This window comes from Candidatus Eremiobacteraceae bacterium (assembly GCA_035295225.1).
GTDB lineage: Bacteria > Vulcanimicrobiota > Vulcanimicrobiia > Eremiobacterales > Eremiobacteraceae > JABCYQ01.
This window is the reverse complement of record DATGJI010000059.1, coordinates 77,856-104,491: the sequence shown is the minus strand read 5'-3', so window position 1 is coordinate 104,491 and position 26,636 is coordinate 77,856. Positions and strand designations below refer to the sequence as shown.

Sequence of the window (26,636 nt, the reverse complement as noted above, 5' to 3'; positions counted from 1 at the left end):
GTGGATCAGCGCTTCCATCGAATGCTGGATGACGGTTTTCGCCGGCGGCACGATCTTGGGATCGTCGATCACCACCGGGCCGCCCGGGAACCGGTCGCGGCCTTGCTTGATGATGCGCCACGCCTGATACATCTCGTTGAGCCGGACGACGAAGCGGCTGTAGCAGTCGCCGCCGTCGTGGACGCAGATGTCGAAATCGTAATTCTCGTATCCGCTATACGGCAGTGCTTTGCGCACATCGTACGCCACGCCGCTGCCGCGCAGATTCGGGCCCGTCAATCCCCACGCGATCGCATCTTCGGCAGAGATCCGGCCGACGCCGATCAACCGATCCATGATGATGACGTTCTTTTCGAGAATCGCGCGCATGTCGCTGAGCCGCTCGGGAAACGACTCGATGAACTTATCGAGCAAGTCGATGAAGCCGACCGGCACATCGAGCGCGAGGCCGCCGATGCGGAACCACGACTGGTGCATGCGTGCGCCCGTGACGAACTCCATGATGCGCAAGATCTGCTCGCGCATCTCGAACGCATACATGAAAATGGATTGCGCGCCCAGATCCATCGCGTGCGTGCCGAGCTGGACCAAGTGGCTCGCGATGCGCGTCAACTCCGTGAATATCACACGCAGCACTTGTGCGCGAACCGGGATCTGCCCGTCGATGCCGAGCAATTTTTCGGCCGCGAGCACGTAGCAGAGGCTGTTGGAAAGCGGCGCCAGGTAATCTGCCCGGTCGACGACCGTGACGGTCTGTTGCCAGAAGAGATTCTCCGCCTGCTTTTCGATGCCGGTGTGGAGGAAGCCGATCTCAGACTCCGACGAGATCACCGTCTCGCCGTCGAGCTTGAGCATGACTCGCAGCACGCCGTGCGTGCTCGGATGCTGCGGCCCCATGCTGATGACAAGCGAATCTCTGTCGTCGCCTTGCGAGATCAGAAGGTCGGGGCTGCTTTCCAATCTGGATAGGTCGAGCGTGCTCATTGCTGCAGGTCCACCGGAGGGACGCTCCCCTGGCGGCCGCCGGCGACGAAGCCGCGATCGGTCCCGCGAAGCGGGTAGTCTTTGCGCAGCGGGTAGCCGACCCAATCATCCGGCATCAAGATGCGCTTGAGATTGATGTGACCTTCGAACTTGATACCGAAGAGGTCGAAGGCCTCGCGCTCGGCCCAGTTCGCGTTCGGCCAGATCGATACGAGCGAGGGCACGACGGGATCTGCATCGTCCGGGAAGACGCGCAGCCGAAACCGCGCGGGCACGACCGGCTTGGCCGCCGCATCGATGATCTGGAGGTGATAGGCGACTTCAAACCGCGGCGAGAGCGGGAGATGATCAACCACGCCGATGTCGGCGAGCATGTTGAAGCCGGCGCTGCGCAGGATCTCCACCGCGCGCAGCAGTGCGCTAGGGCCGATCGCGGCTTCGTCCATGTCGGCCGCGGAAACCGCTTCCAGAAGATCTTCGCCCAGCGCTGACCGCAATGTGTCAAGCAACGCCGCGGTGCGGGTGCGTTCGGCCCGAACGGGCGGCTGCTCAGGCATTCTTGGCAAGTACCAGCGCTTTGCCGCCGGCTTCGATCTGTTTACGCAGCTGCATGATCGCGAAGATCACGGCATCGGGGCTTGGCGGGCAGCCGGGCACGTAGACGTCAACCGGGAGGATTCGGTCGACACCCGGCAAGACCGCATAGTTATCGAAGATGCCGCCGGAGGACGCACACGCCCCCATCGAGATGACCCACTTCGGATCGGGCATCTGATCGTAAAGCTGGCGCAGGATCGGGGCCATCTTGTTCGAGACGCGGCCGGAGACGATCATGAGGTCGCTCTGACGCGGGGACGAACGGAACACTTCGGCGCCGAACCGCGACGTGTCGTAGCGCGGCGAGACGATCGACATCATCTCGATGGCACAGCACGCAAGGCCCATCGTCATGGGCCAGATCGCGGACGTCCGCGCCCAAGCCGTGAACTCGTCGAGCTTGGTCGTGATGTACGGCTGGTGCGGGCTCATCTCCATGAGAAACCGCCTTTCTTCCATACATATGCGTAGCCGACGCCCAGCACGACGATGAACGTCACCATTTCCACGAGCCCGAACGCGCCGAGATCGCGCAGCCGGACAGCCCACGGGTAAAACGAAGCCGCTTCGACGTCGAAGATGACGAACAGCATCGCGACGAGATAGAAGCGGACCGGGAACCGGCCGATCATCGCAGATGTCGGCGGGACGCCGCATTCGTAGGCTTCGGCCTTCGCTCTGTTCGGCCGCTTGCTCGTGAAAATACCCGGCACGGCAGAGATGGCGAACGCGACGACTAGCGCGACGACGAAGAATACGGCGACGATCGCCCAAGGCGAGAATAGCACGTGAAATGGACGCTCCCGATGACCTTGTGAAATTTATCCCAAAGTCCCGGGTTCGCCCCGACGCCGGGAAAACCTACGGTCGGAGTGCGCTATCCGTTGCCGGCCGGCTTAGAGAAAGTCCAGGTCCTGACAGACCGGAAGGAGGTCGTTTTCCGCGAGCCATGCGGGGTTGTAGAGGCGCGACATATAGCGCGCGCCGCCGTCGCACAAAACGGTCACGACAACGCTGCCGCGCGGCAGGTCCCGGCTCAAGCGCGCCGCAGCCGCGACGTTCAGCGCCGCCGAGCCGCCGAGCAGCAAGCCTTCCGAGCGGACGAGATAGTGTGCCATCTCAACCATCGTTCGATCGTCGATCCGGCATGCGCCGTCGGGAACCGCGGCTTTGAAGTTGTCGGTGATCCGCTTGATGCCGATGCCTTCGCTGACCGAATCGCCGACGACGTCCAACGCGCCGCATCGAACGTACGCGTAAAGCGCCGAACCCATCGGGTCGGCGACGATCGCTTGAATCGACGGATCTTTCTCCTTGAGATACTTCGAAACTCCCGCGAAGGTGCCGCCCGTGCCGCACGCACACACGAAGGTCTGGAGCCGGCCACCGGTCTCTTCGTAGATCTCCGGCCCGGTAGTCGCGTAGTGCCCGCGCCAATTCGCGGCATTGTTGAATTGATCTGCCCACACGGCGCCGGAAATCGCTTCGGCCGCGCGGCGCGCGACGTGATAATAGTTGGCGTCGTCCGTGAACGGCGCCGAGGGAACGACGCGAACGTCGGCGCCCAGTGCCCGCAAGAGGTCGATCTTCTCGTGTGACTGATCGTCCGGGATGACGATGACCGTGCGGTAACCGCGCGCATTGCCGAGAAGCGCGAGCGCGATGCCCGTGTTGCCCGCGGTTCCTTCTACGATCGTGCCGCCCGACTGGAGACGGCCGCTCCGCTCGGCGTCCTCGATGATCGCCTTCGCCGCTCGATCCTTGACTGACCCGCCGGGATTCAGGAATTCAGCCTTGCCGAGAATCGTCCGGCCGAGAGCATTGGATAGCGATGTCAGCCGCACGAGCGGCGTGCCGCCCACGGTTTCAAACAGATCGTTGCGCATGGCTTGACGAAAGGCTACACTTCCGAACCGGGGAATACCTCGCGCGTGTCCGACGAGATACGAAAAGTCATCATCATCGGGTCCGGCCCTGCCGGTTTGACCGCCGCGATCTATGCCGCGCGCGCGGAGTTGTCGCCGCTCGTCTTCGCAGGCGGACTTTATGGCGGGCAGTTGATGCTCACGACCGATGTTGAGAACTATCCGGGATTTCCCGAGGGCATCCAAGGCCCCGAACTCATGGAGCGTTTTCGCGCACAAGCCGAACGGTTCGGCGCCGAGATCATCAACGAAGACGTCGTCTCGGTCGATTTCAAACACGATGTCAAACGCGTCTCGACCGACGCCGGCGATTTCCGCGCGTCGACCGTCGTGGTCGCGACCGGGGCATCGGCGCTCTGGCTCGGACTCGAAAGCGAAACGCGGCTTCGCGGCAAAGGCGTTTCCACGTGCGCGACGTGCGACGGTGCGTTCTTCAAGGAGAAAGACATCACGGTCGTCGGCGGCGGCGACACGGCGCTCGAGGAAGCGCTTTTCTTGACTCGCTTCGGCAAGCGCGTGACGATCGTGCATCGGCGCGACCATCTCCGCGCATCGAAGATCATGCAAGCGCGCGGCCAAGCTCACCCAAAGATCCACTTCTTGTGGAATGCGCGCGTCCGGGAAATCGTCGGCGATCGCCACGTCGAAGGCGTGATAGTGGAAGACACGCGCACCGGCGCTCTGATGGAGCATCCAACCGACGCGGTTTTTGTTGCGATCGGGCACCAGCCGAACACGTCCGTCTTTGCGGGACAATTGATTCTCGATTCGCGCGGCTACATCGAATCGCCCGACGGCGTATCCACGAGTTCCCCAGGCGTCTTCGTCGGCGGCGACGTTCAGGATCGCCACTATCGCCAGGCGATCACGGCGGCCGGATTGGGTTGCCGGGCGGCCATGCGCGCCGAACAATATCTCGAGGCCCAGGAGGCGAAGGAGGCGGCCGTTCGCTGAGAACTCTGCGCTCCCGAAGAAAAACGCCGATATTTTGAAGTAGGAAGCGTATGGCCGCACGCAATCGGCATCTGCCGTGGACGCGCGTTCGATTTTCGTTCAGCCGTGAGGCCGCGCCCTACCAATCGCTTGAGCTTGTAGCCGAGGACGTCCGCTATAACCATGGATTCAAAACAGAACGATCAGGAACTCGCAAAGCTGCGAGAAGCCGCAGGTGACGGCGCTACGGATCCGGCGGATCGAATGGCCGCGGCAGAACTTCTCGCCGAGGCCGGTTCGGTTGCCGAAGCCGTGCCGGCGTTTTTGAATGCAGGCCGAGACTTCATGGACGCGGGCGACATCGACAATGCGCGCTCGTGCTTCGTCCGCGCCGCGGCGCTCGAGCCGAAGAACTACGACGCGCTCTTCGAGATCGGCCGAGCCGATCTCGCCGACGGCAAACGCGACGACGCACTGGCCAAATTCGTCGAGGTGCTGCGCAAGACGAGTCTCCGGCACATGCCCGCGCTGTTCGAAACCGGCTGCTTGTACGAATCACTCGGCAAGTACGATGAAGCGATTCTCGCGTTCAAGCGAATCGTGGAACGCGACAAGACCCATGTTGACGGACTCGATCATCTCGGCCGCGTCCATCAAGCGAAGAATCTAAAAACCGAAGCGGTTTCCTATTACAATTTGGCAGCCGACGCCGCGTTCGCGGCCGGACGAACGGCCGATGCGCGCCGATGTGCAAACGCAAGTCTCGCGCTTGAACCCGAGAACGCAAAAGCGAAAGGCATGGTCGCGTCGATCAAGGCCGCGCCCGCGCCGGAAGCTGCGCCTGCGGCAAAACCGCAGCAGAAGCCGGCCGCCGCTGCGCCCGCTCCCGCCGCAGCTGCGCCAGCTCCGGCAGCTGCGCCCGCCAGCGCCGCGACCGCACAACCAGCCGCAGCACCGGCACAACCGCAAGCAGCCGCGCCTGCGGCACCAGCTGCGCCAACACCGGCAGCAGCCGCGCCGCCTCCGGCACGACCGGTCGACGAGAGCGCCACACTAAGCTCGACGCTGCCCGCAGAAGTTTTTCTCCTCGAGCAGCAATCTGAAGCGATGTCGCGCCTGGCGCAGGCGAAATCGGAAGTCGCGCAAGCCTTCAAGAAGCGACTTGCGGTCGAAGAAGAGATCAAGGCTGCCAAAGCGGCGCTCGAAGCGCTCGAACGCGAACGCGGCACCGTCGAAGGCCGCCTCGGACAGTTGAAGGCCGAAATCGAAGCGGCCTCGCAAGCCAAAGCCGCTGAGGACGCCTCGCTCGCCAAACTCGCCGCCGACGTGCAGAAAGTGCGCGACGAACTGGCCGCGCTTGCCGCATTGCCGAACGACGTGGCGGCGATCCGCGCGAAGATCGATGCTGTCGCCGGCCAGGTCGGCAAAGCGAACGAGACGCTTGCGGCCTCGCAGGCGCGCGCCGAACAGGTCATGGCCGAGACCGGTGCGGTCGAAACTAACGTCAAGGATCTGCAGAACAAGTTCGCGGCTGCGCGCCAGGGGGCAGACGCCGTCGAGAAACAGCTTATCGGTCTGCTGGAGCAGACCCGGGGCGTGCACGCCGCCGCAAAGACGGCTGCCGATCAAGCCACGGTGATCCAAGCGGACGTCACCGCCCTGAAGGCGATGGCGGCGGAACTTTCAAGCGCGCGTTCGCGCCTCGAGGCCGACGCGAAATCAGTCGAAGTGAAGCATGCAGAAGCGGTGGCCGCGCTGCAGCGAGTCGAAGCGATCCGCGCCGCGCGATTGGGACAAGCGGCGCCCGCTGCGTCACCGGCTCCGCGACCTGCGCAAGCTGCACCGGCAAAGCCTGCCGCGGCCGCTGCGGCCCCGGCTCCGGCGGAGTCGGCAAAGAAAACGAACGGTACCGCAACCGCAGTCGCTCCTCAAGGCGGGCTCGCATCCGAGGCCGACGCGTTGCGTGCATCGCGCAACTTCGCGGCAGCCGTAGACAAATACAAGGGAGCTCTCGCGCTCGACGCGACAAACGTGAGCGCGCGCTACGGATTGGGGCTCGCGTTGAGCGAGTTGGGCAAGCCCGCCGACGCAATCGTCGCGCTTCGTCCGTTAGAGAGCGACAAATCATACGGCGTGCTCGCACGCACAGCGCTCGCGAACGCGATGCGTGCCGGCGGCGACGTGGACGGCGCCGAAGCTTGCCTTTCACAGGCACTCGAATTAACCGGCTATCCGGAAGACCAATATCGTCACGCGCTCTATGCTTTAGCCGCGCTCCACGAGAGCAAAGGCGACCCCGATTCGCTCGGACTTGCGTTGTGGTCGTATGAGGAGATCGTTTCGGGGGATCCCGGCTTTTCCGATGCGGCTGCGCGCGTAGAGAAGATCAAAGCCGTGCTCGCAGGGCCTGGAAGCCGCAACGGAGCGAAATGAAGTAGTGCAAAACGCCGACCAACTTTTGACGACGGCGCAAGAGGCGGGCGCGCGCGACGGTTTGCGTAACGCGGTGCCGGCGTACATCGCAGCGATCGACGCGCTCATCGCCGAGAAGCGTATTGCGAACGCGATCACAGTGATGATCGATCTGCTCAAGGCGCAGGAGAAGAAAAAAGGCCTGTTCGCTCGCACCGAAAAGAACCCGCTCGGCCCGGAGCGGCTCACGGTCGGGCTGAAATTCGCTGAGCTCACCAAAACCGCGCCGCCGACGGAAGACGCTCTCGACCAGCTCGGGTATCTCGCGCTGGATTTCCCCGACGAGATCACCATCAGGCGCGCGAATGCCGACGCACTGCGTCAGGCCGGATATGCCGCCGACGCCATCGACGAGTACCGTTATTGCGCCGCCCACACTGCAGACGCGGAGGTCAGTCAGCGCATCGCCGATCTTTACGCAGCCGTCGGGCGCCCTGACGATGCGGCGGTCTACTTGCTGCAGGCGCTCACGCTGTACGCGAAAGACGGTGCATTTTCGGAGCTGGCCGCGCATGCGGAATCATTTTTGGAGTTGCGTCCTGCCGCAATCGGCGACCTGATAGAACTGCTCTCACCGGCGCCGGGCGGAGCCTTGACCGGACGCGCGTTTCTGCTCGATGAACTCGCGCACCGAGTCGAACACGCAGGCGTGCTGGATGCCGATCAAACCGAAAAGGCTCGAGAGCAGCTGAAAACACTCTACGAGCGGCTCGTGCACGTGGATCCCACGGACGAAGCAGCAGCCCGTGGGCTTGCGCAGTTGCAAGCGACCGCCGTTGCAGCTGAACCGCAGCCGGCGGCTGCTCCGCCTCCGCCTACAGTCGAGGAACTGGTCGCAAGCGTGCCCGCTCCCGCAGTAGCAGAAGTCTTACCGCCGCCGCCGGCACCCGCCGCCGCCTCGCAAGCTCCGCAAGTCACGGCGCCTACTCCGGAATCGCCGTCGGCTGCGCCCGCTCGCACAACCCCGGCATCCAACGCGCTTGCCGCGTTCACGCGCCGCAAGGCGAAGGAACTCAGTGCGAGCGGCGATCATCAGGGCGCGGTGTTATGTTACGAGCGGCTGCTGCGTACCGGCTCGGATATCGAGTCGCTCGAAGGCGCTCTCGACTGTTACCTCGCGTTGAACAGAACTCAGGATGCGCTGCGCATCGGCGTGGAGCTGGTCAATGAAAAGGCCGACGCGGGCGATCTGGAAGGCGCGCTAGCGGTCATCGACCGCATGAGTTCCGTCGCGCCCGATTCGAATTTCGGCGATCGCCGCAGCGAGCTGCTCGTCGCGCTGGGCCGTCCGGAGTCGGTCGGCCGGTAATGTGGGGCGGACCTTTATGGTCCGCTCGCCACAAATGTAGGGCGGACCTTTATGGTCCGCCTCGTAACTTATGTAGGGCGGACCTTTATGGTCCGCCATCACCAACGGCGATCGACCATTCCACAAAATGGATACGATTCTCCGGAGGCAACGAGACCCGCACGTTCGGGATTTGCGAGGATGTAATCAGCGATCTTGCCGCTGTCTTCGCCTTCGCGAAGAATATGATCATAAAACGATTCTTGCCACTGGAAGTCTTCGCCGCTTCGACGCACTTTGTGGAGAATTGCCGACTTCAGTACCCCAACGACTCGTCCTAGGCTGCGGCAAGTATTATTCAACTTGATCAATAGATGCACATGGTCTGGCATGATCGCATACGTATGGAGCCAGTACCAGCCGGCGTTGCGGTGCGCTATAACCTCTTCGAGTGCGATCCCCGCCGCTTTGGGCTTTCCAAATATCTTTTGGCGGCCAAGAACGCACATGGTCACGAAATATGATCGCGGGGCGGAATAGTCGAATCCCGAGAGGCGAGTCAACTTTTTGTGCTTCGGCATGCGCAGGATTCACGCGTCGAAGTTCACATTGAAAGTGCCCCCAAAGGCGAGGCGGACCATAAAGGTCCGCCCCACAAAAAACAGGCGGACCATAAAGGTCCGCCCTACAATAGAATGAGGCGGACCATAAAGGTCCGCCCTACAAAAACGAGGCGGACCATAAAGGTCCGCCCTACAAAAACGAGAGGCGGACCATAAAGGTCCGCCCTACAAAAAACGAGGCGGACCATAAAGGTCCGCCCCACAAAAAACAGGCGGACCATAAAGGTCCGCCCTACAAAAAAACAGGCGGACCATAAAGGTCCGCCCTACAAAAACGAGGCGGACCATAAAGGCCCGCCCCACATAATCCTAGTTGTTCAGCGCGAACGTGTAGACGATCCGATACGTCTCGGTCGCAGGATGACCGTCCACTTCAGGCGCTTCGAACTTGCTGGCGCGGGCGGCGTCGAGCGCGGCCGCATCGAGCAGTCTGTTCCCGGTGGACTGTCCGACCGTCTCATCGATGACATTGCCATGCGGGCCGACGGTCGCGAGTATGATCGCCGTTCCCTGGATGCCTTGTTGCTTGGCGATCTCTGGATAGATCGGTTGAATCTGGCTGATGAAACGCGCTTCGACAACGACCGCAGGTTCGTAGATCGGCGTCGCGTCGGGCGTCGGCGTGGGCGCCGGTGCGGATGATGTCGACGGCGGGAGCGTCGCGGGTACCGTATTCGAGACCGGTGTTATCGAACTTGACTGCGTCGCCGCGTTCGGTTCGAATGCGAGCGAGCTTGACGACACAGACTTCACGTGGTGGACTGCGTGCTTCACGGCAACCTTCTGCGTGAGCGGGTTCGTGGTGGCTGCAGTCGTCGGCGTTGCCGCCGGAGTCGGCGTCGCACCGGGCGTTGCCGTGGCCGTGGGTGTCGCGCCATGCTTTGCCGGTTTCTTCGGCTTCGCGGCGTGTGTGACAGCAGTCACATCGCTCAATTGAGCGGGCAGCGGCTGGTAGGCGATAGCTGATGCTTGCGGTGCAGGCGCGGCCGATCCGTGATGACCGACGGTCACGGCATACGCGATGCCGCCGCCGACGACGAGTACGCCGGCGACGGTGGCGACGAGTGCCAGCGGCGCGCCGGGACCGCCGCCATCACGCGGTTTGAGCGTTCTTCGCAGTGGTTGCTGAGGATTGATGTTGCTCACGTACGGGTCGCCTCCGGAAAGATAGACACTCGGCGACGCCGTTTGTGACAGCCGGCCGAATCGCACTATCTATAGGAGAGTTATCGTCGTCGCGCGCCGCCGGGATTAGAGTTCGGCGGGCAGCCTGTGGGCCAGGGCACGGAACAGCCGTACCCCTACGGGCAGCGCGCTCTCGTCCAGTCGGAATTCGGCGGAATGCAGCATGGGCGGGTCGGCTTTGCCGGGCGCGCTGGATCCAAGCCGGATCATGCATCCGGGAGCTTCGTGCGTATAATATGAGAAGTCTTCTGCGCCCATCGTCGGCCGGTCGAGATCGACGACAGCCGGAATGCCATCCGTGGAGCGCGCGATCACTGCGATCCGTTCCGCGATCGCCGGGTCATTGTGCACGGACGGATAACCGCGCACGAACGTGACCAAGCCTGCGGCGCGGTGCGCTTCGCAGACGCCGCGCGTGATGCGTTCGATCCGCTCCGAAATCGTGGCGCGTACGCGCTCGTCCAAACAGCGCACGGTACCGGCGATGCGCGTCGTGTCCGCGATGACGTTGCGGCGATAGCCGCCGTCTATTCTGCCGATGGCCACGACGATCGATTCCAGCGGATCGATCTCACGGCTCGCAATGCGCTGAAGCGCGCCGACGAGTTCCGCAGCGATCGGTATCGTGTCGACCGCGCTATGCGGATAACCGCCATGACCGCCGCGCCCGCGGATCTCGATGTCGAAATCGTCACACGACGCCATCGCGGGGCCTCGACGAATCCCGACAGTCCCGGCCGGAAGCGTCGGCCATACGTGGATCATGACCACAGCGTCGACGCCGCGCATCGCGCCGGCCTCGATCAGCGGCAGCGCGCCTCCCGGACCTTCCTCGGCCGGCTGAAAGAAGAATTTGATAGTCCCACTCAACGACGCGCGCTCGCGCGCAAGCGCCACCGCTGCGCCGAGCAGCATCGCCGAATGACCATCGTGGCCGCACGCGTGCATCTTGCCCGGCACTTCGGACTCGAACGATTCGCCGCTGCGCTCGTGGATCGGCAGCGCGTCCATGTCGGCGCGCAGGGCCACCGTCTTGCCAGGTTTCCCACCACGCAGCGTCGCGATGATTCCCGTCTTGGCGACCCGCACGGCATCAACGCCGGCGCGCGCCAACTCCGACTCGATCAGCGCGGCCGTGCGCTCCTCTTCGAATCCAAGCTCGGGGTGCCGGTGGATAGCACGGCGCCAGCGCACGACATCGCTGAGGATGTCCGCCGGCACGGCGTCGTTCACGCGAACAGCGGTTCGCGCGTCGCTCTGCCCTCGGCGATGACCGCTTCGATCTCGGCCACGGATTTCGGCACTTCCTCGGAGAGGTTCTTGCAGCCGTCCTTGCGGATCAAGATGTCGTCCTCGATGCGGACCCCGATTCCCCGGAAGCGCGGATCGACATCGGCGTCGCTCGCGAAATAGAGGCCGGGTTCGATCGTCACCACCATCCCCGGAACGAGCTCGCGCCATTGACCCTCAACTTTGTAGAAGCCGACGTCGTGCGTGTCGAGGCCCAAATAGTGTCCGGTCCGGTGCATGTAGAACTGCTTGTAGTTCTCGTTGGTGAGATTCTCGTCGAGCGAACCCTTTAGGATACCGAGATCGATCATGCCGGAAACGAGAATCTTGACGGTCTCATCGTGCACATCGGTGTTGTAGCGCACGCCGGGCCGGCACATGCCGATCGCCTTCTCGTTGGCCGCGAGCACGATGTCGTAGATGGCGCGCTGCTCCGGAGAGAAGCGGCCCGACATGGGCCACGTGCGCGTGATGTCGCCGTTGTAGTAGTCCACTTCCGCGCCGGCATCGACGAGCACCAGCGCATTGTCGGGAACGCGGTCGCGATTGGTCGTGTAGTGCAAAACGGTCGCGTTTGCGCCGCTCGCGACGATGGAAGGATAGGACGGAAACTGAGCGCCGCGGCTGAGGAAGATGAACTCGATGATCGCTTCGATCTCATATTCGTGCATGCCCGAGCGCGCATAACGCATGGCGGCGATGTGCCCCTCGCCCGAGATACGCACCGCGCGTTCCATGCCCTCGATGTCGTACGGAGTCTTGATCGTGCGCATCTCGTGCAGGATCATCGCGGGATTCTTGACCGTCATCCCGCCCTTGTCGCCGCGCCGGCGCGCCGTGGACATGCGTTTGAGCTCGTCCGTGATCAGCGCGTTCGCCTGATCGTTGGCGCCGAATGCGTAGTAGAGCGTATCGGAGGTCTCGAGATATTCGGGAAGCCGCTTCGCCAATTCTTCGATGGGATAGGACGCATCGACGTGGTACGTTGCCGCGGCGCGTTCCGGGCCGCAGCGGTAGCCGTTCCAGGTCTCTTTGGCGCGATCGCGCGGCCGGACGAACAGCACGCTCTTCTCGGTGGCGTGTCCGGGAGCGATGACAAGCACGCTTTCCGGCTCTTCGAATCCGGAGAGATAGTACAAGTCGCTATCCTGGCGGTACTCCCAGTTCAAGTCGTTAGTCCGATATGCGGCCGGCGCGCCGAAAAACACGGCGACCCCGTCGCCCATGGATTGGGTGAAGGCCTGTCGCCGCTTTTCAAATTCAGTCATGCTCCGCGGGTTCGCTGCCTGCTGCTTCTACCACTTCCGGCACCGGCCGCGCAGGGACTGCGACGGCCGCAAGGCCAATCGTCGGGATATGAACGGGAAACATCTATTCGGTTCGCGCGGTCAGTTCATCGCCTTCGTCGACCGCTGGAACGTCTATGCCGCGAACGGCTCGTACATCGGATTCCTGCGCGAGGATCGCGTCCATCGCCCGGACGGCTACTATCTCGCCACGGTCGTCAACGACCGGCTTGTTCGCGAGCCGGCGCCGCCGAAACACCGCGTCGATCACAGGCCTTTGCCGCCGCACGCGGCCGCGAGCGTGCCCGTCGATCCGTTCGGGCGCGCGCCCATCGTTCTTCCACCCGGCTTTTCCGACGTTCGTCTGTAGTCGGGCAAGCGTCGCTTGCCCTTCGCTTCGCTTGCCCCTTCGCATCGCTGATTCCATATGGTGTTCGACCGCATCACGTCCCGTTCGAACATCGCGTTTGGGTCGTTTGTCCTGCGAGCGCTAACGGGCTTCCCGGCCCAAGAGGTCGCTCGGCTCACGAAGCAAAGGTTCATTTTCGCTAAAGTAGTCCTACACGACGGTCACGATGACATCGTCGCCATGACTTTCGGCGACCACGACTCCTAGCGGGAAGACAAGCATGCGGGTGACTCCCGACAATGGCGACGGCGGAGCGTTAGCAGACGTCGAGGCCGGGCTTTTGAAGCTCATTCACGTCGCCGCGCGCTCGGCTGACGAGAATGGGATACTGCGCACGGCTGCCGAGGGAGTGGCGGAGCTGCTGCGTGCCACATGTGTCATGATCGTCGCGCCGCCCGGCGGTGAAGGCCTTCGCATCGTCTCTTGCGCCGGACCACGCTCGTTGCCGGCTGACGCGATCGGCGCGGAGTGGCCGGAACTATCCGCTGACCCGATGCTGCGCAGCGCGATCGACGGCGCTTCAGTCGTCGTCGAGCGCGAACCCGGCTTCGGCAGTCCGGATGCGATGCTCCGCCTGCTCAGTGATTGGGAGTCGGTCCGCAGCGCAGCCGCCGTGCCCCTCATGGCCGGAGCGGAGACGATCGGCGCGCTCGTCTTGTACAGCGACGATCTTTCGGCGTTTGATATCCGGCAGACGGACGCCATGCAGTGGTTCGCGCGATCGGTGGCCTCCGAGGTGGTACGCCGGAGAGAACTGTCCGCCGCCCGCGCCGAACGCCGGCGCCCGGACTCACCGCGGATCTCTCGGAGCCTCGATCCGCGAGAAGTCGCGCGCAGTATCGCGCAGGCGAGCGGCGAGTTTGCCGGAGCGGCCTTTGCGATAGCATACGTGCTCGAGCGAGACACGCTCACCGCCGTCGGCGGCTGGAAGGAACCGGGAGAACTAGGTTCCGCGAGCTATAGCATGACGGATCCGTCCGTGAATATGTATCCGCCGGTATGGGCTGCGCGCGAACAGCGCGTGGTGCGCGATGCCGACGTCGTGAACGACCCCATCTGGCTGCGCCACGGCTGGGAACGCCAGGCCCTCGCGCATGGCTTTTCCGAAATTGTCGCGATTCCGCTCGTCGCCGGTGCGACCACTGTCGGCGCGGTCGCGATGTTCTTCGGAATACCGCCGGAGGCGGAAGCGGACGATGACGTCCTGTTGCGGCTCGGTTTTCAAGGTGCCGAGGCGCTTATGGCAGCGCGCCGCTACGGGCGCACGTCGCTCGCGGCCGGCTTGCTGGAACGTCTGCTCGGCGTCACCTCGGACGCAGTCGTCGAATCGGACGAACGCGGCATAATCAGGCGTTGGAACGAAGGCGCCGAGCGGATGTTCGGCGTGAGCGCCGGTGCAGCGATCGGCACGCCGTTCGTCGACTCGACGATCGTGCCCGACGACCGGCGCGAAGATGTCCGCGAGATGCTGTCGCGATTGTCGCGCGGCGAGAGCACGCGATCGGCGGAGGTCAAGGGGCGCAATCGCGATGGTCAGCCGATCGAACTCCTATTCACGCCCATTCCATCCGGCGATTCCCGCGGCGACGGATTCGGGCTGGTCGCATTCGGCCGCGACGCGCCCGCGTCGCGCGTCACCGTCGATCATCTTCGACGGCAGAACCACGCGCTCGGCGTCATGCGCGACGTCGCGCGCACGTTTGCGCGCGAGGTCGGACTCGCGGCGATCGTCCACAAGGGTCTCGACAAAGTGCTGGAAGTGCTGGGATTCGAAGCCGGCCGGGTCTACCTTTTCGCGCCCGAAGAGCGGCAGCTCATGCCGCTCGCCTCGCGCGGTTTTGTGGACGCGTCCGCGGCGCCGATCAGCGTACCGGCTTCGCCCACGGGTGAAGAAGGGGCAGCTGCGTTCAGCGTGATCTATAAACAGACGGTTGTGCTCGGACAGAAAGACGTGCGGCGGATAGAATCGCCGACCTTCGAGCAGCACGATGTGGATGAGCTCTCCGTCGCCCTCTCCAAACCGTTGCTCGTCGGCGACACCGTCGTCGGAGCCATCCAAGTGGTGGGCTTCGGCGGACGCGTCGCGGACTTCGAGGAACAGAGCATGTTCCACGCCGTGGCGGATGAGCTCGGCTTTGCGATTCACAACGCGCAGCTTCTCGAAGAAGCGTCGCGGCTCGCCATAACAGATCCGCTGACGGGTCTGTACAACTACCGCTTCACCCAAGACTTCCTGAAAAAGCGGCTGCACGAAGCGCGCCGCCGCAAACGTCCGTTCTCGATCATCATGGCGGACGTGGACCGGCTGCAGTCGGTCAACGAACGGCTCGGCCGTAGCATCGGCGACGAAGTGCTGCGCCAAGTCGCGAACAGTCTCTCGGCAAGCGTGCGCGGTTCGGATGTAGTCGCCCGATACGGCGGCGACGAGTTCATCGTCGTGCTCCCGGAGACGCAGCTCGGCGAAGCGCTCATGCTCGCCGATCGGCTTGCGGTAGCCATCGCCGATGCCGACTGGCCCGAGCAACTCGGGGAAGAGGCGGTCACTGTTTCGATGGGATGCGCATCGTTTCCGGAAGCGGGTTCGCAGGTCAACATGCTGCTGCGCGCCGCCGACGCCGCGCTCTTCCAGGCGAAGCGCAGCGGAACGAGCGGCATTCATCCCCGCTTCGACTAGTCCATATTCGACCAAGGTCGCAGCCTACCGGCAACGCGAACATCGCAGCGCATGAAGACCGCCTTAGATCCGCTGCTCGCGAGGCGCGCGGACTTCCCCATCCTCTCCACCTGCACGTACCTCGTCTCGAATTCGCTCGGCGCCATGCCGGCCGGGGTGCGCGAGCGCGTCGCGGAATTCGCCGACGACTGGGCGACGCAAGGCGTCGTCGCGTGGGAGAAATGGCTGCCGCTTGTCACGCGCGTCGGCGACGTCGTGGCGCGGATAATCAACGCGCCGGCCGGCAGCATCACGATGCTGCAAAACGTCTCGATCGCCGAAAGCGTGATCATTTCGTGTCTTGATTTCTCGGGTAAGCGCAACAAAGTCGTCTACTCGGAACTGAACTTCCCCACCGTGCACTATAACTGGGCGGCGCAGCAAGCCCGCGGCGCGGAGATCTGTCTGGTCAAGAGCCGCGATGGCGTCACGATCGATACGCAGGCTATGTGCGACGCGATCGACGAGCGCACGCTCGCCGTGCCCATCTCGCATGTGATCTTCAAATCCGCCTACATCCAAGACGCGGCGGCCATCATCGAGAAGGCGCATCGCGTCGGGGCGCTGGTCGTGCTGGACACGTATCAGTCCGCGGGAACGGTGCCGATCGACGCGCTTGGCTGGAACGTCGACGTGATCGTAGGAGGCGGCGTCAAATGGCTGTGCGGCGGTCCGGGGGCCGCTTATCTCTACGTGCGTTCCGATCTCGTCAAGCGCTTGACCCCGACGGTTGTCGGCTGGTTCGGCCAGCGCCGTCCGTTCGATTTCTCAATGGATCCTGATCTGGCCGACGACGTCTGGCGCTACGCGGGCGGCACGCCGAATCCCGCAGCATTGTATGCCGCGCTTACCGGGTACTCGATGATCGCCGACCTCGGCGTGCCTTCGATTCGCGCGCGCAGCATGATTCTGACGGCGCGAGCCGTCGAGCGAGCGCAAGAAGCCGGTCTGCGCGTCAATTCGCCGCTCGATCCTGCCCGGCGCGGCGGGCATGTCACGGTGGATTTCAAAGGCGCGGAGGCGGCGTGCGCGGAGCTGATCCGCAGAAAGTTCATCGTCGATTTTCGGCCGGGCGCAGGCATTCGCATCGGGCCGCACTTCTACAACACGATCGAGGAAGTCGACGCGGTGATCGCCGAGATCGTCGCGATTCGCGATGCCGGCTGACGTCGTCGTAGTCGGAGCGGGGCCCGCCGGTTCCGCCGCGGCACACGCGCTCGCGACAGCCGGCGCTGAAGTTCTGTTACTGGACCGATGCGTGTTTCCGCGCGACAAATCGTGCGGCGACGGCGTCGCGCCGCACGCGGTCGACATGTTGCGCGACATGGGCGTCTCCTTCGATCAGTTCGCGGGTCCGGCGCGCAAGACATACGGTGGTCTGATATCGGGGCCGGACGGGCGGTCGTTTCGCGCCGAACCGCCGCTTGGGTCCGACGGAGCGCGACTCGAATCGTGGATCGTTCCACGTGCTGAGCTCGATGCGCACGTAGCACGCGCAGCGGTTCGCGCGGGCGCCAGTCTGCGCGAAGGCGTGACCGTCACCGGGCTGCTCCGCGAGCGAGGCCGAGTAGGCGGTGTTGAAATCCAAGATGGTGCCGGCACCTCGCACGTGCCTGCGCGCGTCGTCATCGGCGCGGACGGCGCGCACTCTGTCATCGCGAAGTCGCTCGGGTTGCGCGAAAACGGGCCGCGCCACATCGGTTACGCGCTGCGCGGCTATTTCGACGACGTAGACGGATTGCGCGACGACATGGAGATCCATTATTACGATCGTGAGCTGCTGCCAGGGTATGGCTGGGTCTTCCCCACCGGCGAGCGATCGGCCAACGTCGGCGTCGGCGTCTATTTTGGGGAGCTTCGTCGAACCGGACGCAAACTGCGCGACATTCTGAATGATTTTATCGGTTCTGCCCCGGCGGTCGCCGCGCGCTTCCGTCATGCGCGGCCGGTCGGTCGGGCCATCGGTTGGCCGCTGCCCGTTTCAAGCGCGCGCCGGCGGACGGTCTTCGACGGCGTCATGCTTGCGGGCGACGCGGCATCGCTCGTGGATCCGTTGACCGGAGAGGGTATCTACACTGCGCTTGTCTCAGGGCGGAGCGCTGCGCGATCTGCGCTTGCGGCCTTGCGAGACGGCGATGTCTCGGCGTACGCACTCCGCAGCCACGAACGAGAATGGCGCGAGAAGGTCGGCGGGTACTTGGGCGCCGGACGCGTGCTGAAGAACCTCGCCAAGAGCGCATGGCTGTTCAACGTCGTCGTGCGCCGCGCTGGAGAAAATCCCGAACACGCCAGCCGCGCGATCGGTTACGGCATCGGCACGATCGACCGAGGCATCGCGCTGCGCGGCGTGATGCGGCGCGTGCTTTTTCAGCCTGCATTTTTCCGATGATGTGGGGCGCGCCTTTACGGCGCGCCGGCGGATCATAAAGATCCGCCCTACACAAGCGGACCATAAAGGTCCGCCCTACCGGAATTTTTTCGCGCTGGGGCAGAGCGCGAGGAGCGGGCAACGGGCACATTCCGGATTGCGCGCATGGCAGATCTCTCGCCCGTGATGGATGAGCCAGTGATGCGCGTCAGACCAATCGCTTTCGGGAATCACGCGCATCAACTGCGTCTCGGTCTGCACCGGCGTGCGTGCGCGCGTGAGACCCAGCCGGTTGGCGACGCGGAACACATGCGTATCGACGGCGATCGCCGGCGTGTCGAAGGCCACCGAAAGCACGACGTTCGCGGTCTTTCGCCCTACGCCGGGGAGCGCGATCAGTTCGTCCATGGTCTTCGGCACGCGACCGCCATGACGTTCCACGATCAGCCGACTTGCTGCGATGATATTCCGCGCCTTCGATTTGAACAAGCCGCACGTCATGATGAGCGGTTCGATGTCCGACGGATTGAGCGCCGCCATGGCTTCGGCGTTCGGATACCGTTCGAATAGCTTCGGCGTCACCATGTTCACGCGCGCGTCCGTGCACTGCGCGGAGAGCATGACCGCTACAAGCAGCTGGAAGTCCGACCGAAAGCGCAGAGCGGTTCGCGCGCCGGCATACGTGGCGCGCAGGATTTTTAAGATCGCAGCGCGTCTTGCGGCAAGTTCACGAGTCCGCGCACCGCGTCCATCGCTACGAGCCCGTCGCGTTCGAGTTCCGCCACCAAGTCGCGCAGCCACGCGACATCGGTTGCCGCAAAGTCTTCCTTCACCTGCTCACCGAGCGCAAGGAGGCTCAAGCGCGCAGCGTTGGTCAGCGCGCGGACGACGCGTCCGCGATAATAGCGTCGCGAGCCGATGAAAGGAGCCTGCGCTGCACGGCCTCGATCGCGTCGGGCAGCGGTCGCGCGCTGCGGTTTTCCATTCTTGGAGAACGCACAGACGCGCCGGGCAGGGCACGCGGCGCAATCCGGGTTCGTCCGGCAGAAGAGAGCACCGATGTCCATCAGCGCGTGATTCCACATACCTGCGCGTCCGCGCGGCAACACGCGCGATGCCAGTTCCCAGATATCGGAGCCTGCGGAGCGCTCTTGACCGAGGAGCGCACGCGACAAAACGCGGCCGACATTCACGTCCACGGCTGCCTCATCAGCGCCGTGCGCAAAAGAGGCGATCGCTCCCGCGGTGTAACGTCCCACACCCGGTAGCGTCCGAAGTTCGGTGAGCTCGCGCGGCACGTGGCCCTTGAAATCTCTGACGATCATCCGCGCGGTTTTGTGCAAGCGCCTCGCGCGCGAATTGTAGCCGAGTCCCGACCACGCGCGCAGCACGTCGGCGAGCGCTGCGCAGGCCAGCGATGTGATAGAAGGAAAGGTCGCGAGAAACGCCTCGAACTTCGGGATCACGCGAGCGGCTTGCGTCTGCTGCAGCATCGTCTCCGATACCAGCACGGAATACGGATCGCAGCGCCGCCGCCACGGAAGGTCGCGCGCGTTGCGCCGGTACCAGCCCAGGACCGCCGCCCGAAACGCGAGCACCCTCGAATCTGTCTTGAGCCTCACACCGGAAGCGATTCAAACCCGGCGGCGCGAATCCCAGCCGCGTGGAAGCGCGCGTCTGGCTCGGGACTCAGGGCTGGCATTACAAAGACTGGGTCGGCAACTTCTATCCGTTCGGCACCCAGGCAAGAGACATGCTGACCGAATACGGCCGCGCGCTCTCGACGACCGAAGTCGATTCGACCTACTACGCGACGCCGCCGGCCCGCTCGGTCGAAGGCTGGCGCAGGCGAACGCCCCAGTCGTTCAAGTTCGGACTGAAGACGCCGTCCGAGATCACGCACGTCCGCAGGTTTCGCGACGCGGACGCGCAGTTCGACGAATTCGTCGATCGCGCGCGTTTGCTCGGAGACAAACTCGGCGCCATTCTCGTGCAGTGTCCGCCAGACTTCGACCCGACCCCGGAGAATCGCGGCGCGCTCTTCCATTTCATGGCGCACAAACTCCCCAAGGATTGCCCGATCGCGCTCGAACTGCGCGACGGGCGCTGGTACGATGACGATCTCTTCACACTTGCTCGCCGCCACGGGTTTGCGATCGCCGCGACGGAAGGCAAACACGCCACACTGTCGCTTGCCACACAGATCGCGGACGAACTCGTGCGCGATCCTCCTGCGCCGTTCGCCTATCTTCGATGGCTCGGCGATCGTGCGCTCACGGTCTTCGATCGCGTGCAGATCGAGCGCACTGAATCCCTCGACGTGTGGCAACGGCTCATCGCGCGTCTACGTCGCACCGTGCGCGACATCTACGGCTATGTGAACAATCACTACCAGGGGCATTCGCCTGCAACGATCCGGGCGTTAGCGGCGCGGCTTGGCGAAGAAGTCCCGCCCGAGTCCACGGCGCCGCGGCTTTTCTAAGGCTGGGGACTCGCCGGATTTGCCGGCGTCGGCTGATCGGCCGGCGCGGCGCCATCGGAGGTCTGCGTGCACGACTTGACGACGCGCGACGCCGCCGTGACCGCACGAGTCTCCGCGGTGCGAATGATGCTCTGCTGACGGCTGAATTGCATCACGTCCTGCACGGTCGTCTGCGATGGCCGCGGGCCGCTGCTCGTGATGATGCCGCCATCGCCGGGCTGCGGCACGGGATCATCGCCCGGATTGCCATTGAAGGTCTCGCCCAAAGGCAAGGTCGCGCCGATACGGGTTGCAAGCGTGTCTTCCGACCCGTGCTTGTCCATGAGCACACGCACAACGCTCGATAGATCGTTCGCAAGCGCTCGTTGCCGGTCGACGGATTTCTGCAACTGCGATGCGCTCTCTTGGAGCGATTTCTGCCGAACCGGATCCGTGGTCTGCTTGGCCTGCGCCAACATGTCGTTCACGGCGCCTTGTTCCACCGGGATCGAGTCGAGCATCTTTTGTACGTAGCTGATCAGCTGCACGCGATGATCGTACGCGGTGAGCGCGCCATCTCGCCGATAGTAGTCATTTTGGATATCGTTGAGCGACACGTTCGAAGAACTGATCCGGTCGTCGTTTGCCGCGATCGTGACGACGGCGATATTGTAGTGTTCAACGAAACGCGTGCATGCGGCGCTTGCCGTCACCTTGCCGATCAATCGCGGATACGGTCCGGTGGATTGAGGATCGGGAGTGGAGTCGAGGCTGACGGGCGCAAGCGGACTCGTCGCTGTCGGTGAAGGCGCAGGTGACGGCGAAGAGCGCGACGGCGCGGGTGACGGCGACGCAGTTCCAGGGTCGCGGCCCAATGCGGGAGCGACGAGCGTCGCCGCGAATGCGATGACGCAACCAAGCAGAGCGAGCGGCGGTCTTGCGCGCATGGTACCGATAGCAGTTGGAAGGTCACACGCGGCGCACCTTGGCTCTCATGAAGGTCTCATCAATGGAAGAATTCGATGCGGTGGTTGTCGGAGGCGGAATGGCCGGCCTCTCCGCCGGCGTATTCCTGGGGCGGGCCGGCGTGCGGACCTGCCTGCTTGACGCAAGCGAGTCGAGCTTGCGCCGAGTCGAGCGCGTGAACAACTATATCGGTTTTCCGGACGGCATCGGCGGAGCGGAACTGCTCGAGCGCGGTCGAGAACAGGCAGTGCGTTTCGGCGTCCGCGTCCTCGACGCAAACGTCGCGTCAATCGCGCTCGATTCGCCGGGCTTTGCGGTGAGAACCGGCACGCACGATATCCGATGCCGGTTCATGATCCTAGCCTCGAACAAGCGGACCGATCTCGCAAGCGGACTCGGCCTTGCGCTCGGCGGCCACGGCGGGCGCTTTGTATCGGTAGATGAAGACGGCCGCACGGCGGTGCCGGGGTGCTTTGCGGCCGGCCGGATCACCGGTAAACCGAGTCAGGCTGTGGTCGCTGCGGGGGACGGGGCGCGCGTGGCGATCGCGATTATCCAGGAGTTGCGCGGCGGATACTACGTGGACCACGACACGTAGGGCGCTGCTCGGCCGCTACTGAACGTGCGGCCCTACATCAATGAGCAGCGGAACTCGCCGGCGCTGGTCGCGGACCGTTCGTATCGCAGTTAGGATTGTGGCCGCGTTCCTCGCGGCCGTCATCGTCGTTGCCTTCGTCGCATTCGTCTGGGTCGTCCGCGCGCCGCTTCCTAAGGTCGACGGGTCGATAGCCGTCGCAGGCATCTCTGCGCCGGTCACCATTCGCCGCGACGACCGCGGCATACCGCACGTCACCGCACAGACCGAAACGGATATCTTCTTCGGCGACGGGTACGCGAGTGCGCAGGACCGTCTCTGGCAGATGGATGTCTTGCGCCGCGAATCCGAGGGGCGTCTTTCACAGATATTCGGTTCGATCGCGCTGCCGCTCGACCGTTACTACTTGACATTGGGCCTCGCGGCAAAGGCGACGTCCGATGCCGCGCATCTCGACGCGCGCACGCGCGCCGACTTCGACGCATATGCCGCAGGAGTCAATGCCTACGCAGCGGGGAGCGAGCCCGCTTTGGAATTCCGCCTGCTCGGCTATCGACCGGCGCCGTGGACCGCCGCAGACAGTCTCGCGATCGTGAAGCTCATGGAGCAGCGGCTCGACGACGAAGCCGATACGATAGCGGTTCGAGCAAAACTTGCGGCCAAGATCGGCGACGCAGCGATGCGCTCGCTGACGAACGACAGCGTGCCCGAACTCGAGCGCCCCGTGCCGGGCTACGGATCTGTCAGCCGCAGGACGTCGGGGCGGACGCAAAGCGCCGCGCCACGCGACGTCACCGCGTGGACTCCGGCATTTGCCGCGCCGGCCGGTGCCGAGCGCGTGCCCGATTCGGGTTCAAACGGCTGGACCGTCTCCGGAAAGCGGACCACGACCGGTTTGCCCGTTCTCTCGAACGACACGCATCTCGAGCATTCTGTGCCCAGCACATGGTGGGTCGTCCAGCTCAAAGGCGCAGGCTTCGACGTGGAAGGATTCACGATTCCGGGTCTGCCCGGCGTGACGCTTGGCCACAACGAACGAATCGCGTTCGGCGTGACGAGCGCATACGGCGCCGCGCAAGATCTGTTCGCCGAAAGATTTCGCGGGCCGACTTCCGACGAATACCGCGTCGGTTCATCATGGCTGCGCGCGGTGCATCGCGTCGAACACATCCCGGTCAAAGGCAAGCCGGACGCGACGCTCGACGTGCTGGAGACGATCCACGGTCCGATCGTCAAGCGCGAAGGTGCAAAGGCGTACGCGCTTTCTTGGACCGCCCTGCGCGACTCCGATCCTTCGCGCGGTCAGGGCGATCTGGATCGAGCGTCGGATTGGGCGCAATTCCGCGCAGCCGTCTCCGAACTCGTGGGCCCGAATCTCAATTTTGTCTATGCGGACGTCGACGGCCATATCGGCTACCAGGACGCGGGTCGTCTTCCGGTGCGGCAAGGCTTCGACGGATGGCTGCCGGCCGATGGATCCGATCCGCGCTTTCGCTGGTCCGGCGACGTGCCGTTCGCAAAGTTGCCGCACGCGTTTGACCCGCCGGACGGATTTCTCGCAAGCGCTAACAATGCGCTGACGTCGCCCGCGTATTCGCCGCAGCTTTCGACCGCGCTCTACGCGCCGCCGTATCGCGTTCAAGAGATCACGCGCCTCATGGCCATGACGCCCTTTCGCAGACCGAGCGAGTACGGCGCGATGCAGTCGAACTCGATCGACATTCCGGATGCAGAACTCGCGGCGCTGACGATCTCGGCCCTCAAAGAATCACAGGATGCAGAACTTTCACTGATTCGGACCGAGCTTGCCAACTGGAACGGCCGCGCAGAGATCCAGGATCGAAACGTCACGTTTCTCACCGTCGAGCGTGACGACCTGACTCGCGATCTCCTCGAACCGAAGCTCGGATCGCTCTACACGCAATACAAAGCGCATTTCCATCCGATCACGGCTGTCGCCCGAGCGCTGAGCGGCGATCGCTCGCTCGCGCCGCTCGGCGTGACCCGCGCGAGCGTCGTCGCCGCCATCCCCAAGGCTGTTCGCGAAGCCGTCGTCGATCTTAAATTGAAACCCGGGCAAGGCATCGACTCTCTCCGTCCGTGGGGCGACGTCGACGCCGCGATCTTCGACCATCCGCTCGGCGCGGTGTGGCCCCTGAATGCGTTGCTGAATTTCAAACCGCTGCCCCAGCCCGGTGATCCATTCACGATCTTCCAGGCCAAGCCCGATTTCGGCCCGTCCATGCGTCTGGTCGCCGATACCCACGACTGGGATAACTCGTCGATGGTCTTGACCGTCGGCGAGTCAGGTCACTACAGCGACGAGCATTACGACGACCAGATGCAGGACTGGGTCAACAACGTCTACCGGCGCACCCCATTCTCCGACGACGCCGTCGCCCGGGCGACGCGCCACACGCTTGTCCTGCAGCCACTTCACTGAGGTTGAGGTTCCGAGGTCACGGTAGATCGCTTGGTTTCAACGCGATCCGAAACACCGGCTGCGGCCCGTTTCCAAGTTCAATCAAGACCAGCTTTACTGGTTTGAACCCGTCATTGAGAAGAAATCGGAACGACTGCCGTGCGGCCGCGCCCGGTTCCAAGCCGTAGAGCGATTCCATGGGACCGCCATAAGAATCCACCACGATGCCGTCCGAGTCGACGAGCGACGCGCCGAGATAGCCGGAGCGGCGTTCGTTCGTGCCATTCGACACGATGCAGGAGAACACGACGCCCGTCTGGCCTGCCGTCAGGATCAGCTCCTGCGGCGTCGCCGTCCGAAACGACATCTTCTTGATCCGGATCTTGCCGTTGAAGAGCGTCGACGACATCGTGCCGCTGAGTCCGCTCAATTGATAGGCGCCGCCCGGCATAGGCGTAGAGGTACCTTCCGCGGCTGAAGACCGCTGCGCGCCGGCGCCAAGCGCCGCCGCCACGATCAGGAACATCCAAAAAGCTCTTCGCATTGCCATTCTCCCCGAAGCCGCGCGCACAACGAAGCGGTGCGCTGCATCCACGACGCGAGTCTACCAGCGCGCCGTGCGGCCGCCGTGCATCGCCTCGGAGGCCCGCTCGGCGGGTTCGTACGCCGCTCGAACGCACTCGTGATAGCCTCAAGACAGTTCAGAGCCATCGACGTCGCAACGGAGAAGAGATCATGCAAGGTTGGAGAGTTCGGTTCGCGCTGTGCCTGGCTGTCGGCCTCACGGTGACTGCCGCGGTGGCATCCATCGGGCCCGCGCGCGCGGCCATGGAGTCGATTCTTTCGTGCGCATCTTCGGCGCCGTGCCTGCAATGGGTGAACAGCAAGAACGGAGACGCGATCAAAGGCGTTTCCTCGAACGGCACGGCGCTCGAAGGCCGAACGCAGTTCGGCAGCACCGGTAAGACCAGCGGCAAGTCCGGGGTGCTGGGTGTAGATGCGAGCACGAGCGGACAACTCGATAGCGGCGTCACCGGCACGTCGGTCAACGGCACGGGCGTCACCGGAACCACGGGCTCGTCCGGCCAGAACGGCGTTGCCGGCCTTTCATCGAGCACTTTCGGGAGCGGCGTGTACGGTCAGAACAGTTCGACGGGGTTTGGTGTCGCCGGCCGCAGCACCGCGACTGGGCATAACAATGGAGCCGCCGGCGTTCTCGCCGATGGCGGGCCGGCGAACGACGGTCTGCATGTGACCTCGGCGGCAGCAAACGCGGTCTATGCGTTTGCGCAGACCGGAACCGCGCTGTTTGCGAATCAAGGCCCGAACACCTCAGCACCCGAGTTATACCTTCAAGACACGTCGAGTTCGAACAACAAGATCATCCAAGCGGTTGGTCCGTCTGGAGACGCGCTCGATCTCGACTCGCATGGCAATGTCAGCATCGCCAGCAGTCTTACGGCGTCCAGCGGTCATTTCGGTTCGGCGACGCTCGGCAGCACGAGCCTGAGCGGCAATCTCAATATATCCGGGACCGGCAGCAAAATCGTCAACACGATAAGTTCGAACGACGCACTCGCACTCTACGGCGGCGGCGTGGGCACCGGGAGTGAGGTGTTTGCGGTGAGAGACAACAGCGGTGCCGAGGAACTTGTGGTGGACGACAAAGGCGACATGTATGTCAGCGGGTTTCTCATCGTATACGGCGGCTGCCAAGCCGGTTGCATCGCGGGAGGCAAGCGCTTACATGCGGTCACCGAATACACGCCGTCTGAGTCCGAGCCCACAATAGAGGATAACGGCGAAGGGACGCTGGCCAACGGATTTGCGTACGTACCTCTCGATCCGAAATTCTCAAACGTCATAGACGCAAGCGCTTCGTACCTCGTCTCCGTGACACCCGAAGGCGACTGCAACGGTCTCTATGTCGCGCAGCGCACGCCGAGCGGCTTTGCCGTCCGCGAGCTGCGAAACGGGCGAGATACATTGACCTTTGAGTACCGGATCGTCGCAAAACGCTACGGCGAGCGCGCACCGCGACTGCCGATGTCCACCATCATTTCGCGGCCGTCCTCGCAGCGTTTAGCGCACGCCTGATATCGCGAAAGCCGGAGGAACG

Annotated in this window: 24 protein-coding genes; 11 read left to right on the top strand and 13 right to left on the bottom strand. The window is 63.8% G+C overall.

Annotated elements, in window-relative coordinates:
- From VKT51_12890 to VKT51_12870, 5 genes are all read right to left on the bottom strand, one after another.
- A partial coding sequence (locus VKT51_12890) for an NADH-quinone oxidoreductase subunit D (GenBank protein HLJ85063.1) occupies nt 1–984 on the bottom strand: 984 nt, incomplete at its 3' end.
- Complete coding sequence (locus VKT51_12885) at nt 981–1,541, bottom strand: NADH-quinone oxidoreductase subunit C (GenBank protein HLJ85062.1); 561 nt, start codon at nt 1,539–1,541, stop codon at nt 981–983. The genes VKT51_12890 and VKT51_12885, both read right to left, overlap by 4 nt.
- Entirely contained in the window at nt 1,534–2,019 is a 486-nt protein-coding gene (locus VKT51_12880; GenBank protein ID HLJ85061.1) for an NADH-quinone oxidoreductase subunit B family protein, read from the bottom strand. Before VKT51_12880 ends, VKT51_12885 begins: the two co-directional genes overlap by 8 nt.
- Nucleotides 2,010–2,369, bottom strand: a complete 360-nt coding sequence (locus VKT51_12875) for an NADH-quinone oxidoreductase subunit A (protein ID HLJ85060.1) — start codon at nt 2,367–2,369, stop codon at nt 2,010–2,012. Before VKT51_12875 ends, VKT51_12880 begins: the two co-directional genes overlap by 10 nt.
- A gap of 108 nt (nt 2,370–2,477) precedes the next feature.
- Nucleotides 2,478–3,467 (bottom strand): cysteine synthase A, encoded by a 990-nt coding sequence (locus VKT51_12870; protein ID HLJ85059.1) that lies wholly within the window; start codon nt 3,465–3,467, stop codon nt 2,478–2,480.
- A gap of 45 nt (nt 3,468–3,512) precedes the next feature.
- Between VKT51_12870 and trxB the strand changes: the two genes are divergently transcribed.
- From trxB to VKT51_12855, 3 genes are all read left to right on the top strand, one after another.
- Nucleotides 3,513–4,460, top strand: coding sequence for a thioredoxin-disulfide reductase (gene trxB, locus VKT51_12865; protein ID HLJ85058.1), 948 nt, complete (start codon nt 3,513–3,515; stop codon nt 4,458–4,460).
- A gap of 162 nt (nt 4,461–4,622) precedes the next feature.
- Complete coding sequence (locus tag VKT51_12860; GenBank protein ID HLJ85057.1) at nt 4,623–6,872, top strand: tetratricopeptide repeat protein; 2,250 nt, start codon at nt 4,623–4,625, stop codon at nt 6,870–6,872.
- A gap of 4 nt (nt 6,873–6,876) precedes the next feature.
- On the top strand, nt 6,877–8,220 hold the full coding sequence (locus VKT51_12855) for a hypothetical protein (protein HLJ85056.1): 1,344 nt from the start codon (nt 6,877–6,879) through the stop codon (nt 8,218–8,220).
- 98 nt (nt 8,221–8,318) lie between these two features.
- On the opposite strand, the gene VKT51_12850 is transcribed toward VKT51_12855, so the two are convergent.
- The 4 genes from VKT51_12850 to VKT51_12835 form a co-directional block, all read right to left on the bottom strand.
- A complete protein-coding gene (locus VKT51_12850) occupies nt 8,319–8,780 on the bottom strand; it encodes a transposase (GenBank protein ID HLJ85055.1) in 462 nt (153 codons plus the stop codon).
- A gap of 351 nt (nt 8,781–9,131) precedes the next feature.
- On the bottom strand, nt 9,132–9,968 hold the full coding sequence (locus tag VKT51_12845) for a TonB family protein (GenBank protein ID HLJ85054.1): 837 nt from the start codon (nt 9,966–9,968) through the stop codon (nt 9,132–9,134).
- A 105-nt stretch (nt 9,969–10,073) separates the two neighbouring features.
- Nucleotides 10,074–11,240, bottom strand: a complete 1,167-nt coding sequence (locus VKT51_12840; GenBank protein ID HLJ85053.1) for an amidohydrolase — start codon at nt 11,238–11,240, stop codon at nt 10,074–10,076.
- Nucleotides 11,237–12,565 (bottom strand): aminopeptidase P N-terminal domain-containing protein, encoded by a 1,329-nt coding sequence (locus VKT51_12835; GenBank protein ID HLJ85052.1) that lies wholly within the window; start codon nt 12,563–12,565, stop codon nt 11,237–11,239. Before VKT51_12835 ends, VKT51_12840 begins: the two co-directional genes overlap by 4 nt.
- Nucleotides 12,566–12,653: 88 nt before the next feature.
- Here VKT51_12835 and VKT51_12830 point away from each other — a divergent pair, with 88 nt between their 5' ends.
- The 4 genes from VKT51_12830 (at nt 12,654) to VKT51_12815 (ending at nt 18,094) form a co-directional block, all read left to right on the top strand.
- Nucleotides 12,654–12,953 carry a hypothetical protein gene (locus tag VKT51_12830; GenBank protein ID HLJ85051.1) on the top strand — a complete coding sequence of 100 codons (300 nt, stop codon included), beginning with the start codon at nt 12,654–12,656 and terminating at the stop codon, nt 12,951–12,953.
- A 265-nt stretch (nt 12,954–13,218) separates the two neighbouring features.
- On the top strand, nt 13,219–15,666 hold the full coding sequence (locus VKT51_12825) for a diguanylate cyclase (protein ID HLJ85050.1): 2,448 nt from the start codon (nt 13,219–13,221) through the stop codon (nt 15,664–15,666).
- Nucleotides 15,667–15,717: 51 nt separating this feature from the next.
- On the top strand, nt 15,718–16,872 hold the full coding sequence (locus VKT51_12820; protein HLJ85049.1) for an aminotransferase class V-fold PLP-dependent enzyme: 1,155 nt from the start codon (nt 15,718–15,720) through the stop codon (nt 16,870–16,872).
- Nucleotides 16,862–18,094 carry a geranylgeranyl reductase family protein gene (locus VKT51_12815; GenBank protein ID HLJ85048.1) on the top strand — a complete coding sequence of 411 codons (1,233 nt, stop codon included), beginning with the start codon at nt 16,862–16,864 and terminating at the stop codon, nt 18,092–18,094. The genes VKT51_12820 and VKT51_12815 overlap by 11 nt, the downstream gene beginning before the upstream one ends.
- 75 nt (nt 18,095–18,169) lie before the next feature.
- On the opposite strand, the gene nth is transcribed toward VKT51_12815, so the two are convergent.
- Both nth and VKT51_12805 read right to left on the bottom strand, forming a co-directional pair.
- Nucleotides 18,170–18,874: an endonuclease III gene (gene nth, locus VKT51_12810; GenBank protein ID HLJ85047.1), complete on the bottom strand. Its 705-nt coding sequence runs from the start codon at nt 18,872–18,874 to the stop codon at nt 18,170–18,172.
- The gene (locus tag VKT51_12805) at nt 18,772–19,671 is read right to left on the bottom strand and encodes a hypothetical protein (protein ID HLJ85046.1); all 900 of its coding nucleotides are present in this window, start codon (nt 19,669–19,671) and stop codon (nt 18,772–18,774) included. Before VKT51_12805 ends, nth begins: the two co-directional genes overlap by 103 nt.
- Before the next feature lie 65 nt (nt 19,672–19,736).
- Between VKT51_12805 and VKT51_12800 the strand changes: the two genes are divergently transcribed.
- Nucleotides 19,737–20,555 carry a DUF72 domain-containing protein gene (locus VKT51_12800; GenBank protein ID HLJ85045.1) on the top strand — a complete coding sequence of 273 codons (819 nt, stop codon included), beginning with the start codon at nt 19,737–19,739 and terminating at the stop codon, nt 20,553–20,555.
- On the opposite strand, the gene VKT51_12795 is transcribed toward VKT51_12800, so the two are convergent.
- A complete protein-coding gene (locus VKT51_12795; protein HLJ85044.1) occupies nt 20,552–21,481 on the bottom strand; it encodes a hypothetical protein in 930 nt (309 codons plus the stop codon). The genes VKT51_12800 and VKT51_12795 overlap by 4 nt on opposite strands.
- A 47-nt stretch (nt 21,482–21,528) precedes the next feature.
- Between VKT51_12795 and VKT51_12790 the strand changes: the two genes are divergently transcribed.
- Both VKT51_12790 and VKT51_12785 read left to right on the top strand, forming a co-directional pair.
- On the top strand, nt 21,529–22,098 hold the full coding sequence (locus VKT51_12790; GenBank protein HLJ85043.1) for an FAD-dependent monooxygenase: 570 nt from the start codon (nt 21,529–21,531) through the stop codon (nt 22,096–22,098).
- Nucleotides 22,099–22,195: 97 nt separating this feature from the next.
- Entirely contained in the window at nt 22,196–24,538 is a 2,343-nt protein-coding gene (locus tag VKT51_12785) for a penicillin acylase family protein (GenBank protein HLJ85042.1), read from the top strand.
- A gap of 16 nt (nt 24,539–24,554) precedes the next feature.
- Here VKT51_12785 and VKT51_12780 read toward each other — a convergent pair whose 3' ends face one another.
- Nucleotides 24,555–25,061: a hypothetical protein gene (locus VKT51_12780; protein HLJ85041.1), complete on the bottom strand. Its 507-nt coding sequence runs from the start codon at nt 25,059–25,061 to the stop codon at nt 24,555–24,557.
- A 191-nt stretch (nt 25,062–25,252) separates the two neighbouring features.
- Here VKT51_12780 and VKT51_12775 point away from each other — a divergent pair, with 191 nt between their 5' ends.
- Complete coding sequence (locus VKT51_12775; GenBank protein HLJ85040.1) at nt 25,253–26,614, top strand: hypothetical protein; 1,362 nt, start codon at nt 25,253–25,255, stop codon at nt 26,612–26,614.
- The last annotated feature ends 22 nt before the right edge of the window (nt 26,615–26,636 follow it).

Excerpts from the sequence above, each read along its gene's own strand:
- VKT51_12775 (HLJ85040.1), top strand. The coding sequence starts at position 25,253 with ATGCAAGGTTGGAGAGTTCGGTTCGCGCTGTGCCTGGCTGTCGGCCTC.
- VKT51_12815 (HLJ85048.1), top strand. The coding sequence starts at position 16,862 with ATGCCGGCTGACGTCGTCGTAGTCGGAGCGGGGCCCGCCGGTTCCGCC.
- VKT51_12830 (HLJ85051.1), top strand. The coding sequence starts at position 12,654 with ATGAACGGGAAACATCTATTCGGTTCGCGCGGTCAGTTCATCGCCTTC.
- VKT51_12820 (HLJ85049.1), top strand. The coding sequence starts at position 15,718 with ATGAAGACCGCCTTAGATCCGCTGCTCGCGAGGCGCGCGGACTTCCCC.
- VKT51_12880 (HLJ85061.1), bottom strand. The coding sequence starts at position 2,019 with ATGGAGATGAGCCCGCACCAGCCGTACATCACGACCAAGCTCGACGAG.
- VKT51_12835 (HLJ85052.1), bottom strand. The coding sequence starts at position 12,565 with ATGACTGAATTTGAAAAGCGGCGACAGGCCTTCACCCAATCCATGGGC.
- VKT51_12795 (HLJ85044.1), bottom strand. The coding sequence starts at position 21,481 with ATGCGCGCAAGACCGCCGCTCGCTCTGCTTGGTTGCGTCATCGCATTC.
- VKT51_12860 (HLJ85057.1), top strand. The coding sequence starts at position 4,623 with ATGGATTCAAAACAGAACGATCAGGAACTCGCAAAGCTGCGAGAAGCC.
- VKT51_12870 (HLJ85059.1), bottom strand. The coding sequence starts at position 3,467 with ATGCGCAACGATCTGTTTGAAACCGTGGGCGGCACGCCGCTCGTGCGG.
- VKT51_12850 (HLJ85055.1), bottom strand. The coding sequence starts at position 8,780 with ATGCCGAAGCACAAAAAGTTGACTCGCCTCTCGGGATTCGACTATTCC.
- VKT51_12780 (HLJ85041.1), bottom strand. The coding sequence starts at position 25,061 with ATGCGAAGAGCTTTTTGGATGTTCCTGATCGTGGCGGCGGCGCTTGGC.
- VKT51_12790 (HLJ85043.1), top strand. The coding sequence starts at position 21,529 with ATGAAGGTCTCATCAATGGAAGAATTCGATGCGGTGGTTGTCGGAGGC.
- VKT51_12885 (HLJ85062.1), bottom strand. The coding sequence starts at position 1,541 with ATGCCTGAGCAGCCGCCCGTTCGGGCCGAACGCACCCGCACCGCGGCG.